The organism is Gordonia malaquae (assembly GCF_037148075.1).
In the GTDB taxonomy this organism is placed as follows: domain Bacteria; phylum Actinomycetota; class Actinomycetes; order Mycobacteriales; family Mycobacteriaceae; genus Gordonia; species Gordonia malaquae.
Genome location: NZ_JBBCUB010000001.1, coordinates 168807 through 186236 on the forward strand (window position 1 = coordinate 168807; position 17430 = coordinate 186236).

The 17430-nt window shown below is 67.0% G+C and carries 18 protein-coding genes and 1 pseudogene; 14 read left to right on the plus strand and 5 right to left on the minus strand.

Going from position 1 to position 17430, the window contains the following annotated elements; translation table 11 throughout:
- Nucleotides 1-185: 185 nt before the first annotated feature.
- The 7 genes and pseudogenes from WFK36_RS00895 (at nucleotide 186) to WFK36_RS00925 (ending at nucleotide 5674) form a co-directional block, all read left to right on the plus strand.
- A complete protein-coding gene (locus WFK36_RS00895) occupies nucleotides 186-674 on the plus strand; it encodes a CarD family transcriptional regulator (RefSeq protein WP_008377447.1) in 489 nt (162 codons plus the stop codon).
- Nucleotides 675-697: 23 nt separating this feature from the next.
- Nucleotides 698-1333: a 2-C-methyl-D-erythritol 4-phosphate cytidylyltransferase gene (gene ispD / locus WFK36_RS00900; protein ID WP_336788904.1), complete on the plus strand. Its 636-nt coding sequence runs from the start codon at nucleotides 698-700 to the stop codon at nucleotides 1331-1333.
- Nucleotides 1334-1368: 35 nt separating this feature from the next.
- Nucleotides 1369-1833, plus strand: coding sequence for a 2-C-methyl-D-erythritol 2,4-cyclodiphosphate synthase (ispF, locus tag WFK36_RS00905; RefSeq protein ID WP_336790907.1), 465 nt, complete (start codon nucleotides 1369-1371; stop codon nucleotides 1831-1833).
- A gap of 11 nt (nucleotides 1834-1844) precedes the next feature.
- Complete coding sequence (gene cysS, locus WFK36_RS00910) at nucleotides 1845-3239, plus strand: cysteine--tRNA ligase (protein ID WP_336788906.1); 1395 nt, start codon at nucleotides 1845-1847, stop codon at nucleotides 3237-3239.
- 4 nt (nucleotides 3240-3243) lie between these two features.
- Nucleotides 3244-4203 (plus strand): 23S rRNA (guanosine(2251)-2'-O)-methyltransferase RlmB, encoded by a 960-nt coding sequence (gene rlmB, locus WFK36_RS00915; protein ID WP_008377451.1) that lies wholly within the window; start codon nucleotides 3244-3246, stop codon nucleotides 4201-4203.
- A 231-nt stretch (nucleotides 4204-4434) separates the two neighbouring features.
- Nucleotides 4435-4662 (plus strand): annotated as a pseudogene (locus tag WFK36_RS00920) (phosphatase PAP2 family protein); the annotation flags it as partial.
- Nucleotides 4663-4750: 88 nt separating this feature from the next.
- Nucleotides 4751-5674: a phosphatase PAP2 family protein gene (locus tag WFK36_RS00925; RefSeq protein ID WP_336788908.1), complete on the plus strand. Its 924-nt coding sequence runs from the start codon at nucleotides 4751-4753 to the stop codon at nucleotides 5672-5674.
- On the opposite strand, the gene rarD is transcribed toward WFK36_RS00925, so the two are convergent.
- Together rarD and WFK36_RS00935 are read right to left on the minus strand one after the other, a co-directional pair.
- On the minus strand, nucleotides 5665-6570 hold the full coding sequence (rarD, locus tag WFK36_RS00930) for an EamA family transporter RarD (protein ID WP_336788910.1): 906 nt from the start codon (nucleotides 6568-6570) through the stop codon (nucleotides 5665-5667). The two genes, WFK36_RS00925 and rarD, sit on opposite strands and share 10 nt — an antisense overlap.
- Nucleotides 6567-7307 (minus strand): LamB/YcsF family protein, encoded by a 741-nt coding sequence (locus WFK36_RS00935; RefSeq protein ID WP_336788912.1) that lies wholly within the window; start codon nucleotides 7305-7307, stop codon nucleotides 6567-6569. The genes rarD and WFK36_RS00935 overlap by 4 nt, the downstream gene beginning before the upstream one ends.
- 53 nt (nucleotides 7308-7360) lie before the next feature.
- Between WFK36_RS00935 and WFK36_RS00940 the strand changes: the two genes are divergently transcribed.
- The gene (locus WFK36_RS00940) at nucleotides 7361-8932 is read left to right on the plus strand and encodes a carboxylesterase/lipase family protein (RefSeq protein ID WP_336788914.1); all 1572 of its coding nucleotides are present in this window, start codon (nucleotides 7361-7363) and stop codon (nucleotides 8930-8932) included.
- Complete coding sequence (locus WFK36_RS00945) at nucleotides 8929-9426, plus strand: DUF2599 domain-containing protein (protein WP_336788916.1); 498 nt, start codon at nucleotides 8929-8931, stop codon at nucleotides 9424-9426. The genes WFK36_RS00940 and WFK36_RS00945 overlap by 4 nt, the downstream gene beginning before the upstream one ends.
- A gap of 164 nt (nucleotides 9427-9590) precedes the next feature.
- Here the strand turns inward: WFK36_RS00945 and WFK36_RS00950 are convergent, their stop codons facing one another.
- Genes WFK36_RS00950 through WFK36_RS00960 form a run of 3 tightly spaced genes read right to left on the minus strand, consistent with a single transcriptional unit; the run spans nucleotide 9591 to nucleotide 12150 of the window.
- Nucleotides 9591-10445 carry a metal ABC transporter permease gene (locus WFK36_RS00950; protein WP_336788918.1) on the minus strand — a complete coding sequence of 285 codons (855 nt, stop codon included), beginning with the start codon at nucleotides 10443-10445 and terminating at the stop codon, nucleotides 9591-9593.
- On the minus strand, nucleotides 10442-11236 hold the full coding sequence (locus tag WFK36_RS00955) for a metal ABC transporter ATP-binding protein (RefSeq protein WP_008377459.1): 795 nt from the start codon (nucleotides 11234-11236) through the stop codon (nucleotides 10442-10444). Before WFK36_RS00955 ends, WFK36_RS00950 begins: the two co-directional genes overlap by 4 nt.
- Complete coding sequence (locus tag WFK36_RS00960; protein ID WP_008377460.1) at nucleotides 11233-12150, minus strand: metal ABC transporter solute-binding protein, Zn/Mn family; 918 nt, start codon at nucleotides 12148-12150, stop codon at nucleotides 11233-11235. Before WFK36_RS00960 ends, WFK36_RS00955 begins: the two co-directional genes overlap by 4 nt.
- Nucleotides 12151-12367: 217 nt before the next feature.
- Between WFK36_RS00960 and mshA the strand changes: the two genes are divergently transcribed.
- The 5 genes from mshA (at nucleotide 12368) to WFK36_RS00985 (ending at nucleotide 17336) form a co-directional block, all read left to right on the plus strand.
- On the plus strand, nucleotides 12368-13687 hold the full coding sequence (gene mshA, locus WFK36_RS00965; RefSeq protein ID WP_040519618.1) for a D-inositol-3-phosphate glycosyltransferase: 1320 nt from the start codon (nucleotides 12368-12370) through the stop codon (nucleotides 13685-13687).
- 30 nt (nucleotides 13688-13717) lie between these two features.
- On the plus strand, nucleotides 13718-14263 hold the full coding sequence (locus WFK36_RS00970) for a type III secretion system chaperone family protein (RefSeq protein WP_008377462.1): 546 nt from the start codon (nucleotides 13718-13720) through the stop codon (nucleotides 14261-14263).
- Nucleotides 14264-14346: 83 nt separating this feature from the next.
- Nucleotides 14347-15951, plus strand: a complete 1605-nt coding sequence (locus WFK36_RS00975) for an AMP-binding protein (RefSeq protein WP_336788923.1) — start codon at nucleotides 14347-14349, stop codon at nucleotides 15949-15951.
- A gap of 174 nt (nucleotides 15952-16125) precedes the next feature.
- Nucleotides 16126-16872, plus strand: a complete 747-nt coding sequence (locus tag WFK36_RS00980) for a phosphoglyceromutase (RefSeq protein ID WP_008377464.1) — start codon at nucleotides 16126-16128, stop codon at nucleotides 16870-16872.
- 158 nt (nucleotides 16873-17030) lie between these two features.
- Nucleotides 17031-17336, plus strand: a complete 306-nt coding sequence (locus WFK36_RS00985) for a GNAT family N-acetyltransferase (protein ID WP_040519620.1) — start codon at nucleotides 17031-17033, stop codon at nucleotides 17334-17336.
- Nucleotides 17337-17430: the final 94 nt, after the last annotated feature.

Consider the following 17430-nt stretch of genomic DNA (forward strand, 5'->3'; position numbering starts at 1 on the left):
GTCCGCCAGCCGGCGAACCTTCACTACGCAGCGTAGTGGGCGCGGCGGGAAAAAGTTCCCTCGGGTAGGCATATCGGCCGATAAATGTGTCGCTGATCGGGTCGGACCAGTGTTGACCTGCACCGTTGGAAAAGGTGTCAGAGGGCGGGTGTTACACTGGTAACACTCGGAAGGGTAGGGAAACATTGAATTTCAAAGTTGGCGACACCGTTGTGTACCCCCATCACGGTGCTGCTCGGATCGAGAACATCGTTGTTCGGACCATCAAGGGTGAAGAAGTCGAATACCTGGTCCTGAAAGTCGCAGACGGCGACATGACGGTGCAGATTCCCTCGAGCAAGCTCGAGTACGTCGGCGTCCGTGACGTGGTCGGCGAAGAGGGGCTCGACGAAGTCTTCCAGGTACTGCGTGCGCCGAACGTGGAGGAGCCCACCAACTGGGCTCGCCGCTTCAAGGCGAACCAGGAGAAGCTGAACTCCGGCGACATCATCAAGGTCGCCGAGATCGTGCGTGATCTGTGGCGTCGTGAGCAGGACCGCGGACTCTCTGCGGGCGAGAAGCGCATGCTGACTCGTGCGCGTCGGGTGCTGGTCGACGAGCTCTCGCTCGCTCGCAACACCGACGACGAGAAGGCCGACAGCATCCTCGACGAGATCCTGGCTGCAGCGTCCTGATCGCACACAGTGGCCACCGCCGCGTGGCCGCACTGATCCCCGCCGCAGGCATGGGCACCCGTCTGGGTGAGTCCAAGCCCAAGGCGTTCGTAGAGGTAGGCGGGTCGACGCTGCTTGAGCGCAGCGTCGCCGCCGCCAGCGAATCCGGGGTGATCGACGACATCGTCGTCGCCGTCCCGGAAGAACTTCTCGACCGCGCGCAGCAGCTCGTTCCTGCTGCGCGCGTAGTCGTAGGCGGCGCCGAACGAAGCGATTCGGTCCGGGCGGCGCTCGCCGTGACCGATGCCGAACTGGTCCTCGTGCACGATGCGGCCCGCCCACTCACGCCGCCGGCGCTGTTCGTCGCCGTCGTCGACGCATTGCGTTGCGGTGACGCGGCAGTCGTGCCGGGACTTCCCGTCGCGGACACTCTCAAACGAGTCGACGACGCCCAGTTCGTGACGGACACCGTCGACCGGTCGATACTTCGGGCAGTGCAGACGCCCCAGGGCTTCGCCGCCGAGTTGCTGCGACGAGCCCATGCGGGCGCGCAGGACGCCACCGACGACGCCGGCCTCGTGGAGGCTCTCGGTGTGGGAGTCCACGTGATCGACGGCGACGCGATGGCGTTCAAAGTGACAACCCCGTTCGATCTGCGCCTGGCACGACTGCTGGCGTGACCCACACCGCGAGTACGGCTCAGGAGGCCATCACCATGCGAGTCGGCATCGGAACCGACGTCCACCCGATCGAACCCGGCCGTGACTGCTGGATGGTCGGACTCCTCTTCGCCGACGCCGACGGCTGCTCCGGTCACTCGGACGGCGACGTCGGCGTCCATGCGCTCTGCGACGCGCTGCTTTCGGCCGCCGGACTCGGCGATCTGGGTCTGGTGTTCGGCGTCGACCGCCCGGAATGGCGCAACGTGACCGGTGAGGCGATGCTGCGGCATGTGGCCGGACTGCTCGACGACGAAGGGTTCACACCGGTGAACGCCGCAGTGCAGGTCATCGGCAACCGGCCGAAGATCGGCCCGCGTCGGGCCGAGGCCCAAGGGGTCCTGTCGAAGCTCCTCGGCGCACCGGTGTCGGTGTCTGCGACCACCACCGACGGCCTCGGTCTGACGGGACGCGGCGAGGGTGTCGCCGCAGTGGCCACCGCGCTGCTCGCGCTCAAGTAGAATCGCAGGCCGTGACGCTTAGCCTGTACGACACCGCTTCCCGCGAGGTCCGCGACTTCGTTCCCCTTCGACCGGGGACGGTCGGCGTGTACCTGTGTGGCGCGACGGTCCAGGGTGTGCCCCACATCGGGCACGTGCGCAGTGGGATCGCGTTCGACGTCCTCCGCCGGTGGCTCACCCACCGTGGGTACGACGTCCTGTTCATCCGCAACATCACCGACATCGACGACAAGATCCTCCGCAAAGCCGATGAGGCCGGACGACCGTGGTGGGAGTGGGCGACCACCCACGAGCGCGCGTTCACGTCGGCGTACGACGCACTGAACGTGCTGCCGCCGTCGGCGGAGCCGCGTGCCACCGGCTACGTGACGCAGATGGTCGAGTACATGGAACGACTCATCGACCGAGGCCACGCGTATGTGGCCGACGGCAACGTCTACTTCGACGTGATGAGCCAACCCGACTACGGCAGCCTGTCCGGGCACAAGCTCGACGACGTCCACCAGGGTGAGAGCGCGGGAACGGGCAAGCGCGATCCGCGTGACTTCACGTTGTGGAAGGCGGCTAAGCCCGGCGAGCCGTCGTGGCCCACCCCGTGGGGACACGGCCGCCCGGGATGGCATCTCGAGTGCTCCGCGATGGCGACGTCGCTGCTCGGGCCGGAGTTCGACATCCACTGCGGCGGCATGGATCTGGTGTTTCCTCACCACGAGAACGAGATCGCGCAGAGTCACGCCGCAGGCGACGGCTTCGCGCGGTACTGGCTGCACAACGGCTGGGTGACGATGAGCGGCGAGAAGATGAGCAAGTCGCTCGGCAACGTCGTCTCCATCCCGGCGATGCTGACCAAGGTGCGGCCCGTAGAACTTCGCTATTACCTCGGCAGTGCGCACTACCGATCGATGCTCGAGTACTCCGAGGGCGCCCTGCATGAGGCCGCGGCGGGTTTCCGTCGCATCGAGTCGTTCGTGAAGCGTGTCGCAGAACGTGTCGCGGATGTGCCGGTCGGCGACGTCAACGACGATTTCGCCGCGGCTCTCGACGACGATCTCGGTGTCCCCGCGGCGATGGCCGCCGTCCACAACGCTGTGCGTGAGGGAAACACCGCGCTAGAAGCCGGAGACGCTCAGAAGGCGCTTGCGGTCGCAGCGTCGGTGCGGGCGATGACTTCGATCCTCGGCACCGATCCGCTCGACGAGCACTGGGCGTCGTCGGCCGACTCCGACGACGCGGCGACGGAAGCACTAGACGTGCTGATCCGCGCCGAACTAGATCGGCGCGCAGCCGCGCGCGCCGCCAAGGACTGGGCCGCCGCCGACGAGGTTCGTGACCGCCTCGCCGCAGCAGGCGTCGACGTCACCGACACACCCGACGGCGCCCAGTGGGCGCTGAAGACGAAGGACTGAAAGCATGGCCGGCAATTCGCAGCGTAAGGGCGCCGTCCGCAAGGAAGGCAGCAAGAAGGGCCAGAGCGTCGGCTCCGGAGGTCAGCGACGTCGTGGTCTCGAAGGGCGCGGCGCGACCCCGAAAGCCGAGGACCGCGTCTATCACGTGGCGCACAAGAAGGCGAAAGCCACCGCGAAAGCGGCGGCCGGTCGGCCGCGTAACCAGCGGAAGTCCGAGGACGGCGGCCCCGAGTACGTCCTCGGTCGCAACCCGGTCGTCGAATGCCTGCGGGCGAAGGTTCCCGCCACGGCGCTGTACGTGATGACGTCGATCGAGGCCGACGAGCGAGTCCGCGAAGCCGTGCAGACCGCGGGAGATCGCGGCATCTCGATCCTCGAAGTCGGCAAGCCCGAACTCGACCGCATGTCGCCGAACGGTCTGCACCAGGGTCTGGCTCTTCAGGTCCCGGAGTACCGCTATGCGCACCCCGACGACCTGATGGCCGCGGCGCAGGCGTCGTCGCAACGGCCGCTGATCGTGGCGCTCGACAACATCACCGATCCCCGCAACCTCGGGGCCGTCATCCGTTCGGTCGCCGCGTTCGGCGGCCACGGTGTGCTGATTCCGCAGCGTCGCAGCGCCGGGGTCACCGCAGTCACCTGGCGCACCAGCGCGGGCGCCGCGGCACGACTGCCCGTCGCGCAGGCCCCGAACCTGACTCGCACCCTTGTCGAGTGGGCCAAGTCGGGTGCACAGATCGTCGGGTTGGACGCAGGCGGAGATGTGACGCTCGACGAGTACGACGGCACCGGCCCGGTCGTCGTCGTGGTCGGATCGGAAGGGAAGGGACTGTCCCGCCTCGTCCGCGAGACGTGCGACTCGATCCTGTCGGTGCCGATGGCCGGTGATGTGGAGAGCCTGAACGCATCGGTCGCGGCGGGTGTTGTTCTGGCCGAGTTCGCGCGTCAACGTCGCCTGGCATAGAGGACTTTCCGCGCAGAGGGCGCGCACAAGGTGTCATCTGAATGACATTCGGGCAACAGGATTCTCGGATTTTCCTGATTGTTCGTTAGCCTGTAACCCGTGTTGTACCAGTCGCGGCTCGGGATTCTTGATCGCGTCCGCGTTCTGACGAAGCGGCGCGTGGAACTCGGCGTGCGCGGATGGTCCCTCGTGGTCGGCGTTCTCGCGGCGTTTGTCGTCGTGATCCAGATCGTGTCGTTGAACTTCGACATCCGTGGGCCGGTGGACCTGCTGGCTCACGACTTCGTCGGACGCCCCGGAATCGGCGAGATCAAGATGGCAGGCCTGATCCTCGCTCTCGTCTGCATGCCTGCACGTCTCCGCTGGTGGGTCCTCGGCGGAGTTCTTGCGCTCGAGGGCGTCTGGAATCTGCAGCGGGTGATCGTCGGCAACCCTGGAACCATCGGAAACGGCATCCTCTGGGGTCTGGTCGGGACGGCCGTGTTCGCGTTCTGGAAGCTGCGCGGCGCCGAGAAGGCCCGCCACGCTCAAAGCCGTCGGCCTCGGAATGATGCTCATCGTCATGGGCCGTGTCGGCGACGCCTGGCTCGTCCTGTCGACGAAGGCCAACGCGACCGTGCTCGACGAGTACGTCGAACTCGCAGACCGAGCACTCGGATCGCCGTCCTGGGCGGTCGGGCGAGTGGTCACCGACAGCGCGTTCCTCACCGAGGTGTGCAGCCGGGTGTACGTCTACCTGCCGGTCGGCGCCGCGGTGATCGCGTTCTTCCAACTGCGGAACGTCGCTCGCGACGGTTTCCCGCGACACCACATCGTGCGGACCTTTCTGATCATCGGCATGATCGGTCCGATCGTCTACTTCATCTTCCCCGTCGTGGGTCCGACGTACGCGTTCGGACATGAGCTCGCCGGGGCGGGCTGGCAGGACGTGTGGCCGTGGGTCAGCCCCGACATCACCGAGCCGGTCGCCGCTCCCTACAGCCAGTTCATCGCTCGGAACTGCATGCCGAGTCTGCACACAGCGTGGGCGATGGCGATCTTCCTGCACGGCTGGCGGGGCTCCACCGCGTCACGGATCTTCGGAACGTTCTGGCTGATCGCCACCACGGGCGCGACCCTCGGCTTCGGCTTCCACTACGCGGTCGACGTCCTCGCGGGTGCGGTGTTCACGCTGACCCTCGAAGCCGCACTCACGCGCCCGGAGACCGGATGGACCAGGATCCGGATGGGCGTTGTCGCGATGGGCGCCGCGATGTTCGCGGGCCTCCTCGCTTTGACGCGATACGCCGCGATGGAACTCGCGACCGGAGGAGCCGCCGCGACGGCGCTCCTGCTGGCCCCTCTCGTGATCACCGCGGCGGGATTCCTTCTCGTGGAACGGCCGGAACTGCTGTCCGTCGAGGATCGCCCCGGTGGGCCGACGTTTCCGGGTCGCCGCCGGAGAATCTTCGCGCAGCGTTCTCAAGTCTGAGGCGTGCGCGCGGTCCGCAGGGCCGCCACACTGTCTATCGACAGCAGGATCAGTGCGGCCCAGACGATGCCGAAACCGATCCACCGGTGAGCGGGCAGGTGTTCGCCGAGCACCAGGACGGCGCACAACAACTGGATGACCGGCGTGATGAACTGGATCAGGCCGATCGTCACCAGGGGGATCCGCCGGGCCGCAGCCGCGAACAGCAACAGAGGAACGGCGGTGGCGACGCCTGCCAGACATAGCAGTGCCGTGTGCACCGGACCGTGCCGACCGAAGTCGAGACCCGCCCCGGACATTCCGACCACTCCGAGTATCACCACCGCGGCGGGCGTCAGAATCGCCGTCTCCAGCGTGAGTCCGCGCAACGCCGACAGGTGGGCCCCCACCTTCTTCTTGGCCAAGCCGTACAACGCGAACGATCCGGCCAGAGCCAGGGACGTCGCCGGGAAGTGTCCACCCGCGATCGACAGGTACAGGCCGGCCACCACCCCGACCCCGACCGCGGCCCACTGCAGCGGCCGGAGTCGTTCGCGCAGCACGATCACCCCGAGAGCCACCGTGACGAGGGGATTGAGGAAGTAACCCAGCGCGGCGTCGCTGGTGTGGCCCGACGTGACCGCCGCGACGTACACCACCCAGTTGATCGCGATCAGGACGGCCGCGATGCTCACGCCCGCCAGCAGACGCCACTGTCCGCGCAGATCGGCGACCCACCGCCAATCTCTCATCACGAGCAGGACCACGAGGCACAACAGGAGCGTCCACACGATGCGATGGGCGAGGATCTCCCACGCCCCGGTCGGACGCAGTGCGTCGAAGAACAGCGGGAACAGGCCCCACGTCCCGTACGCCAGTAGACCCGCCGCGAGCCCCTTCGACGACTCGGACCTCATCGAGCAGCCACGTCCACACCGGCCTCGGCCAGCGCGGCACGCACGGCGCGGGCGTGTGCAAGCGCGCCGGGAGTGTCGCCGTGGAGGCAGACGGATTCGGCGTCGGCTTCCACCACCGTGCCGTCGACCGCGCTGATCCGCCCGGTTCTGGCGAGTTCGACGACGCGGGCGGCGATCTCGTCGGAGTCGGTCAGCAAGGCCCCCGGTTCCGAACGGGGAACCAGAGTGCCGGTCCGTGTGTAGCCGCGGTCCGCGAAGGCCTCGGTGATCACCGGGATGCCCGACTCCCGTGCGAAACGCTGCGCGGCAGATCCCGGCAGGCACATCAACGCGAGGCCGGTACGCGCGACGGCGTCGACGAGTGCACGAGCCTGCATCTCGTGGTCGACGACCGTGTTGTACAGCGCGCCGTGGGGCTTCACATACGAGACCTCACCGCCTGCCGCAGCCGCGAGAGCCGTCAGCGCCCCGACTTGGTACAGCACGTCGGCGATGAGGTCCTCGGGCGCGACGTCGATGAAACGTCGTCCGAACCCCGCGAGGTCGGGATAGGACACCTGCGCGCCGATTCGCACGCCGTATCGGACCGCTTCGCGGCAGGAGTGCAGAAGCACGGTCGGGGTGCCAGCGTGGAATCCGCATGCGATGTTCGCGCTGCTGATCAGCGGCATCATCGCTGTGTCGTCGCCGACGCCTTCTCCGAGGTCGGCGTTGAGATCGATCCGGGGCAGTGGCATGCTCCGAGCCTAGTGTCGCCTGCGTCGATCGCCCACCGGATACCCTTGGCGTCATGGCAGTGATGGACACGGTGGTGGCGCTCGTCGAGGGCGCGGTGCAGGGCAAGCGTGGACGCGGCTCGCGTCGCGGCACGATCTCCTGGAAAGGCATCCCGTTCGCGGCCCCGCCGGTCGGCGAGAAGCGTTGGCATGCACCGGAACCGGTCACACCGTGGCCCGGAACGCTCGAATGCTTCGACTACGGACCGGCACCGGTGCAGGAGAAGCTGTTCACCGCGCGCGCCTCGGGCCGGTTCCAGCCGCGCAGCGAGGACTGCCTGACACTCAACGTGTTCGCGCCGACCACGGAATCGGTGACTCCGCGTCCGGTGATGGTCTTCAACTACGGCGGTGCTTACATCCTCGGCGGCACGTCGACGCCGATCTACGACGGCTCTTACCTGGCGCGGAGCCGCGACGTGATCGTCGTGACTGTGAACTACCGGTTCGGTCCGTTCGGATTCCTCGATCTCAGCGACTACTCGACCCCCGAGCGTCGTTTCGACTCGAACGTCGGGCTCAGGGACATGATCGCCGGACTGGAGTGGGTGCAGCGCAACATCGGCGCCTTCGGAGGCGATCCGGACCGAGTGACCGTCTTCGGCGAGAGCGCGGGCGGCTCGGCCGTCCTGACTCTGCTGTCCACGCCCGCAGCGCAGGGGCTGTTCTCGCGGGCCATCTCGCAGAGCCCGGCGCCGGAGCTGATCGTGTCGAAGGAGAACGCGCAGATCTTCGCTGACGAGTTCGTCCGCCTCGTCGCAGACCCGACCCGCAGACGGGGACCCGAGCGCACCGAGGAGCCGCTCGACCCGGCAGACGTCGCGCGCATCGTCGACGGCGCCTCAGCGCACGAACTGCTGAGAATCGGAAACAAACTGCTCGGATTCGCGCGAGCCGCGAACCTGTCGAACCCCATGCCGTTCGCGCCGACCGTTGACGGCGAGTACTTGCCGCAGACGCCGCTCGACGCGGCCCGTGACGGCAACACGCTCCCGATTCCGACGATCATCGGCAACAACAAGGACGAAGGCGAACTGTTCGCGAGATTCTGGGACATCATGCCCGACGCGGCGCAGGCTCTTGTCGGCGTCGACGATCCGGAGATCAAGATGGAGCTCGAACTCTTGTATCCGGGGGAGCGCGACCAGGTGCGGATGTCCGCTGACGCGACGTTCTGGGAGCCGACGATCCGTTTCGCCGGCTACCACAGCGAGACGGCGCCGACCTACGTGTACCGCTACGACTACGCGCCGGCCGTCCTCAACGCGACAGGCATCGGCGCGACACATGCGACGGAGCTCCTCGCGGTGTTCGGCATCTACCGCGATCCGATCGGGGTCGGTCTCGCGGCCGCGGGCAGTTGGGGTTCGACCAAGCGGATCACCGCGACCATGCAGTCGAACTGGACGTGGTTCGCGCGAAAGGGCGTGCCGTCACCCGCATGGCCCGCGTACCGGAAGGACGACCGTCGCGTGATGATCCTCGACGACCCGTCACGCGTGGTCCGGGACCCGGATGGTGCACGTCGCGCGGCGTGGGAGCGAGTCCATGTGCCGGCCGCGGTGCTCGTGGAGGCCACGCGATGAGGCGTCTGCGCCCGACCTCCCTGGTGGTGGCGGCAGCGGCGGCAGGCGCCGTCGTCCTCGCCGCGTGCGGGACGGACCCGGTCACTCCGGTGTCACCCACGCTGACGGCGTCCTCGACGCCGGTCTCGTCGAGTTCGGACATGTCGAGCAGTGGCAGTTCCTCGATCCCGAACACCCTGCCGGCGCCGTACATCGCGGGCGCCGACTGGGTGCAGACCGATGTCGGTGCGAGCCTTCAGATCCGTCCGACGGCCAACGGCCGTCGGGTCGTCGGTGTGACCGCGGGCGAGGAGGCGTGGCGTGAAGTCCTCGCGATCGCGCCCGACGGCGACACACCGGGCATGAAGGCGCAGTTCGACTGCCACTGGACGTTCGCCAGAATCGTTCAACCGGACAAGCCGAGCTGGAATCTGGAACCCTCACGGCCGGTCGTCTCCGAGACCGAGATGATCTCGTCGCGCTGCAATCCGGGTGCGAAGGAAGAGGCGAACTGACCCTGCGGGCGTCAGCGGAGTTCTTCGACTGAGATCAGGTCCGCGAACCGTTTTGGACTCCCGCTATAGGAGTCGGTTCCCGCTCATAATCAGACTCTGAGCGGGAAGCGGCGGCCCACGCGCGAGGCCATTCGGCGGGGTCCCGCCGGGAATCAATCGTCTGGTCAGTCGCGTCGGCGCATCCCGAGGACTCGGCAGGCCGCATAGATCGCGAATGAGATCGACGTGACCATCACCGAGACGGGAAGCTCCGGGGCGAGTGAAAGCACCAGGCCGCCGATTGCGGCGGTCTCGGCGAACACCACGGACAACATCAGCACAACTGTCGGATTCGCCGACAGTCGCGACGCCGCCGCAGCAGGTGTGATGAGCAGGCTCATCACCAGCAGCGCTCCGATGATCTGCACGCCTTGAGCGGCGGCCAGGCCGACGAGGACGGCGAAGACCACCGACAGCAGGCGAGTGGGGACGCCTGCGGTCTCTGCGACGCGCGGGTCGAGACTGGCGAACAGCAGTGGTCGATAGATGATCGCGAACACGGTGAGGACGACCACGGCGGTGATGCCGACAGCGATCAGTCCGTCACGTCCGACGCTGACGACCTGCCCGGTCAGCAGTGCGAATCCGGTTCCGACTCGGCCGTAGAGGCTCAGGAAGAGAACACCGAGGCCGAGCCCGAACGCCATCACGACGCCGATCACCGAGTCCCGTTCGCGTGCGCGTCGTCCGAGCAGACCGAACACGGCGGCGGCGACGACGGCGCCGATCACACCACCGATGTTCACCCCGATCCCGGCGAGCAACGCGGCCGCGGCGCCGGTGAACGACAACTCCGCTGCTCCGTGTACTGCGAAGCTCATCTGACGGGCGACGATCATCGGACCGAGCACACCGCCGATCAAGCCGAGCAGCGCGACGGCGACGAGCGACTGCTGCACGAACGCACGCGAGAGCAGATCGCCGGTCTGTGTGAAGTTCCAGAAGTTGCCCATGTCCGCGGCGAGGACGGTTGTCGTCACGAGGCGGCCTCGTCGGCGTACCCGTGCTCGATGCAGTGGTGGGAGTCCTCGCCGCCGATGACGACAAGGCGACCGCCGACGCGAAGCACGTCGATCGGGCTGCCGTACAGCTCGGAGAGGGTCTCCGAGTTCATCACCTCGTCGACGGTTCCGACGCGGAACTGTCCGCCTGCGAGATAGACGACGCGGTCGACGAACGGGAGCACCGGGTTCAGTTCGTGCGTCACGAAGAGGATCGCGGTGTTCGCGCGGCGTCGCCGTGCGTCGAGCAGGTCGACGACGAGCTGTTGGCTCTTCAGGTCGAGGCTGGCGAGCGGTTCGTCGCAGAGCAGGATCGCTGGATCGCGAGTGAGGGCCTGCGCGATGCGCAGCCGCTGCTGCTCGCCGCCGGACAGCAGACCGACCGGGCTCGAGGCGTAGCGCGTGGCGTCGACCTCGGCGAGTGCCGCGTCGACCCGGGCCCGCCGTGAGCGCAACCCTCGGAGACCCAGGCCCCACGAACTGCCGTCCGCGCCGAACCCGACGAGGTCGCGGCCGCGGAGCATCATCGTGTCGGAGTCGTCCGCATGCTGCTGGGGGATGTATCCGAGCCTGCCGTTGACGGTCATCGTTCCTGCCGTCGTCGACGTCTGACCGAGGACGGTGCGCAGGAGAGTCGTCTTACCGGACCCGTTCGGGCCGAGCACCGCGATGAACTCACCGGGCTCGACGTCGAGGTCGAGATCGCGCCAGAGAGTTCGAGACCCGAATGAGAGTTCCGATCCGGTGAACCGCAGTACGGGTTCGGTCACTTGATCAGCGCCTTCTCGAGCGCGGCGATCTGAGCCGACTGCCACGCGATGTAATCCGTGACGCCGTCGGGAAGAGTCTCGGTGAACTGGACGACGGGCACTCCGGCCTTGTTCGCAGTGGCGAGCACGGCTTCGGTTGCGGGATCGACGGCCTGCACGTTGTAGATCAGCGCGGACACCTTGCGGCCGGTGAGCAGGTCGTCGAAGGCGGCGCGGTCGGCGGCCGACGGTGACTGGCCTTCTTCGACGGCTGCGGTGAACCCGGCGGGCGCCACATCGGAGATGCCTGCGGACTCGAGAAGAGCCGTCGCGAGTGGTTCGGTCGCCGCGACGCGTGTGTTCGGGTGGGTGCGGCCGATCACGGCCATCCGCGCCCGAAGTGCGTCGATGTCGGCGCGGAACGACTTGGCGTTCGCGCGGTAGGCGTCGGCGTGAGCGGGGGCCACCGTGGCCAACGCGTCCGCGATGCGGTCGGCGGTGTCGGCGACGACGGCGAGGTCGTAGAACGCATGCTCCTGCGAGTGGGAGTGCCCTTCGTGGTCGCCTGAGTCGGATTCGCCGTCCAGTGCGCTCACCTTGACACCCTTGGCGTCGGCGGCGGCGCGTTCCATGTACTCGTCGTAGTGGCCGCCGTTCATGACGATCACATTCGCATCGAGCACACGGGCGGTGTCGGCGTTTGTCGGCTCGAACTCATGCGGATCGCCGCCGGGAACCGAGAACAGGGCGCTGACATCGGCGTTCTCTCCGCCGACCGCGGCGGCGACGGAGGCCCACACGTCGGTCGACGCGACGACGACGGGATGGTCGGTGTCCTTCGGGCCGGACTCCTCGGAGCAGGCGACCAATGAGACGACCAGAGCGGTGGCCGCGATGAGCGCCGCGACGGCGCGGAACGAACGGACGGAAGACATGTCGACAGAAAGACTTTCGATTCTACGAGCTGCGGATCAAAAGTCCGTGGCTCTCTTGATGGTGAGGACTGAACGATCAGAAGGTAATGAAAATCGTTACCGACAAATCGTAGAGCGCTCCCCGAGCGTTTGTCGAAGCGATGCGCGAACCTGCATCTGTCGCCATGCGATCGCGGGCGCGGGGGAGCTCGCGCCGCGGATTCACTACCCTGGTGGCATGACCGGTCGACATCTTCCGCGACGCTTGGCACTCATCTCCGTGCACACGTCGCCGCTCGCCCAACCGGGCACCGGTGATGCGGGCGGCCTCAATGTCTATGCATGGCAGACGGCCACTCGACTCGCGAAGCGGGGGGTGGAGGTCGAGATCTTCACCCGAGCGACGTCGTCGTCCGACGAGCCGAGCGTGGAAGCCGCACCCGGCGTCACCGTCCGGCATGTGCCCGCCGGTCCGTTCGACGGCCTCGACAAGCGTGACCTGCCTGGTCAGCTGTGTGCCTTTTCGGCGAACGTGCTGCGTGCCGAGGCCGCGCAGGAGCCCGGCTACTACGACTTGATTCATTCGCACTACTGGTTGTCGGGTCAGGTCGGCTGGTTGGCCCGCGACCGCTGGGGTGTTCCGCTCGTCCACACCGCACACACGCTCGCCGCCGTGAAGAACGCCTCGCTCGCCGACGGAGACACCGCCGAACCCAAACTGCGGGTGATCGGCGAGCAGCAAGTCGTCGACGAGGCCGATCTGCTGGTGGTCAACACTCCGACCGAGGCCTCCGAGCTCGTCGAGTTGTACGGGGCCGATCCGAAGCGGGTGGATGTCGTCGTCCCGGGAGCCGACCTGGATCGCTATGCGCCGGGGGACAAGATCGCCGCTCGGGCGCGCTTCGGTCTGGCCTCCGACGATGTGATCGTCACATTCGTCGGCCGGATTCAGCCGCTCAAGGCGCCTGACGTGCTGATGCGCGCGATGGCGCCCCTGATCCGGGCCGACTCGACGGGGCGGCTCCGGTTGCTCGTGGTCGGTGGGCCGTCCGGCAACGGCCTCGGACTGCCCGAAGCGCTCATCGAGCTCGCGGCGAGCCTCGGGATCACCGCGGGCGTCACCTTCCTTCCGCCTCAGTCTCCGACCGACCTTGCCGACGTGTACCGCGCGTCCGACCTGGTGGCGGTGCCGAGTTACTCGGAGAGCTTCGGTCTGGTGGCGCTGGAAGCGCAGGCATGCGGCGTCCCGGTCATCGCGGCGAATGTCGGTGGACTCGGAGTCGCGGTCGACGACGGGGTCACCGGCGAACTCGTCGACGGCCACGACATCGACAAGTGGACTTCACGGCTGGCCGCACTCCTCGCTGACCCGGTCCGACTGCGCAGCCTCGGCTCGCGCGCCGCGGTGCACGCTCAGGGATTCTCCTGGGACCACACCACGGACGCGCTTCTCGCCAGCTACGAACGTGCGACCACCGCCTACCGGCGTGCTGCGGGCCGCCCGCCCGGGATGTTCGGTCTGCGGAGGCGTCGCTCTCGCCCGCGCGCAACCGTCTGACGCACCGAAACGAAACTGGAGAGATCCCACATGCCCGTATCCGACGCGAACGACCTTTCCGAGCCGCTGCGCGCAGCACTCGACGCATCCGGGATCGACTATGCGCGCAAGTCGTCCGGCGGCGCCAAATCGGAGCATCTTGTCGTCGAACTGCCCGGTGAGCGCAAACTCAAGACGACTGTCCTACTCACCGCGGCTGTAAACGGAGTGCGGGTCGAGGCGTTCGTGTGCCGCCGACCCGACGAGCAATTCGAGGCGGTCTACCGCTACCTGCTCAAGCGGAACCGTCGCCTGTACGGGGTGGCGTACACCTTGGACAATGCGGGTGACATCTACTTGATCGGCCGGATCTCGGCCGACGCTGTGACACAGGACGAAGTGGACCGTGTCCTCGGTCAGGTCCTCGAGGCGGCGGACGGCGACTTCAATCAGATCCTCGAGATCGGCTTTCTGACGTCGATCAAACGCGAGTGGGCGTGGCGTACCGCGCGAGGCGAGCCGATGAAGAACCTCGAAGCGTTCGCTCACCTCATCGATCCCGACGACCTCCCGGACATCGCTCCTCTCGACGACTGACCCGGCGCAGGGAGGCTGCCCTAATTCTGACAACGGATGTTGGTAAGGTCGTCGGTGACTCCTCCCACATCGAAGGGCCCCACATGACCATCGTTTCCCCGTTCCCGAACGTCGAGATCCCGGAAGTCGGTGTCTACGACTTCCTGTTCTCGGACCTGACCGACGCCGATCGCGAGCGTGCCGCGCTCATCGATCCGAAGTCGGGCGCCACGACGACGTACGGGCAACTCGTCGCACAGATCGACGCCGCCGCAGGTGCGTTGGCCGCGCGGGGGATCGGGGTGGGCGACGTCGTCGCGATCCTGTCTCCGAACATTCCGGCTTTCGCGACGGTGTTCCACGGGGTGCTCCGCGCCGGCGCGACCGCGACCACGCTCAACGCGCTGTTCACCGCGAACGAGATCCGCAAGCAACTTGTCGATTCGAAGGCGCGGATGATCGTCACGATCTCGCTGATGGCGCCGCAGGCGCTCGAAGCCGCGCGTGAACTCGGCTTCGACGACGCCGACGTCGTGGTGCTCGACGGTGAGGGGCAGGCCGCCAGCGGCCATCCGAACGCCGTCGACCTGCTCGGCGCCGGACTCTCAGCGCCCGCCGTCACCTTCGATCCGTCGACTCACATCGCTGCGCTCCCGTACAGTTCGGGGACCACCGGCAACCCGAAGGGCGTCAAGCTCAGCCACGCCAACCTGGTGTCGAACGTTGCACAGATCCGGCCGCTGCAGGGCATGAAGGAAGACGACGTGATCATCGCCGTTCTCCCGTTCTTCCACATCTACGGCATGACGGTGCTGCTCAACGCCGCACTTCGAGCGCGGGCGTCGCTGGTCATCATGCCGCGCTTCGACCTGGTCGAGTTCCTAGAGAACATTCAAGAACGCAAAGTCACCTACGCGTTCATCGCGCCGCCCATCGCCGTTGCGCTCGCCAAGCATCCGATCATCGACGACTACGACCTTTCGTCGCTGCACACGATGGTGTCCGGCGCCGCACCTCTCGACTCCGAACTCGGCAACGCCGTCGCGCAGCGCCTGAACCTGCGGATGCTGCAGGGCTTCGGCATGAGCGAGCTGTCACCGGTGAGTCACCTGATCCCGTTCGACGGCGGAACCCGAACCGTCGGAGTCGAGGCGCCCCTCGCGTCGGTCGGCTGGGCCGTCCCGAATTCGGAGAACCGGATCGTCGACCCGGCCACCGGCGCCGACGTCGATCAGCCGGCCGACGGAGTCTCGGCTCCGGGCGAACTGTGGGTCCGCGGCCCGAACGTCATGGTCGGTTACCTCAACAACGACGCCGCGACCGCCGAGACAATCACCGACGACGGATGGCTGCGCACCGGCGACATGGCGACGGTCGACGCGTCCGGCTGCATCACGATCGTCGACCGCCTCAAGGAGCTCATCAAATACAAGGGCTACCAGGTTCCGCCCGCCGAACTCGAGGCCCTGCTGCTGACGCATCCGCAGATCGCCGACGTCGCCGTCATCGGAGTCAACGACGCTGACGGCGAGGAGATCCCGAAGGCGTTCGTCGTCACCCAGCCGGGGGCCGAGCTGACCGAGGACGAGGTCATCGCGTTCACCGCCGAGCGGGTCGCACCGTACAAGAAGGTCCGTGCGGTCGAGTTCATCGAGACGGTCCCGAAGTCGGCGTCGGGCAAGATCCTGCGCAAGGACCTCCGCAAGTAGGTCTCCGCCCCTTGCTCCACGGGCGTCGGCGTCCCCCTCCTGCTCGTTGAGGGAGCGAAGCGAGTCGAAGCGTGTCGGCGGCGTGCGCGATGGTCGGTCGGTGCTCAAGTCGCGGCGCTTCGACTCGCTTCGCTCGCTCAACGACCTGGGAAGGCGTATGAGAAACTAGCTGCCATGAGCAACGGCACTTTGATTCTGATGCGACACGGCGAAAGCGAATGGAACGCGTCCAACCAGTTCACCGGTTGGGTCGACGTCGCCCTGACCGACAAGGGCCGCGCTGAAGCGGTCCGCGCGGGTGAGCTCCTCGTTGAGCATGATCTGCTCCCCGACGTGCTCTACACGTCGCTGCTGCGTCGTGCGATCACCACCGCGCAGCTCGCGCTCGACGCCGCCGACCGGCACTGGATCCCGGTGGTCCGCGACTGGCGCCTGAACGAGCGTCACTACGGTGCACTGCAGGGCCTCAACAAGGCGGAGACCAAGGCGAAGTACGGGGACGAGCAGTTCATGCTGTGGCGCCGCAGCTACGACACCCCGCCGCCCGCCATCGAGGCCGACGCCGAGTTCAGCCAGACCGGCGACCCGCGCTACGACGGCATCGACGTGCCGCTCACCGAGTGCCTGCTCGACGTCGTCAAGCGATTCATCCCGTACTACACCGAGACCATCGAAGCGGATCTCCGTGCGGGCAAGACCGTCCTCGTCGCAGCACACGGCAACTCGCTGCGTGCACTCGTCAAGCACCTCGACGGAATCTCCGACGACGACATCGCCGGGCTGAACATCCCGACTGGCAACCCGCTCCGCTACGACCTCGACGAGAACCTCCGCCCGATCACGCCGGGCGGCGTCTACCTCGATCCCGAGGCCGCCGCGGCAGGCGCCGCCGCAGTGGCTGCTCAGGGCGAGTCGAAGTAGATCGAACGGTCGATTCGTCGGATTCGCCGACCACGGACATCGCGCCGCCTGCAGGGTAAACCTGCAGGTGGCGCGATTTCTGTATGTCGGGCCGTGGCCTGATTGTGCGACATCGGACATTGTGTGCAGACGGGTGTGGCCTGGGCTACATTGGAAGCATGGCTGACGGGACGATTTCGGTGACGCATCTGGCAGAGCGGGAGCGCTACCGCGCTGACCTCGAGAACGACGACGGCGACGCGCAGGAGGTCGGCTACGTCGACTACACGCAGGACGGCGATCGCCTCGCCTTGACGCACACCGTGGTCTACGACCGCTTCGGTGGACGCGGATTCGCTGCAGACCTCGTCAAGCACGTCCTCGACGACGTGCGCTCCAACAATCAGACCGTCGTGCCCGTCTGCTCGTACGTGGTGCGCTACCTCGAGAAGCATCCGGAGTACTCGGATCTCGTCGCATCCTGACACGCTCCGCACACTGTCGGTTCACCTCGTCGCAACCCACGTGGACCGGCAGTGAATGCTGCACGAAGAGTGGCTTCCCGGGCTGCGAACTCCA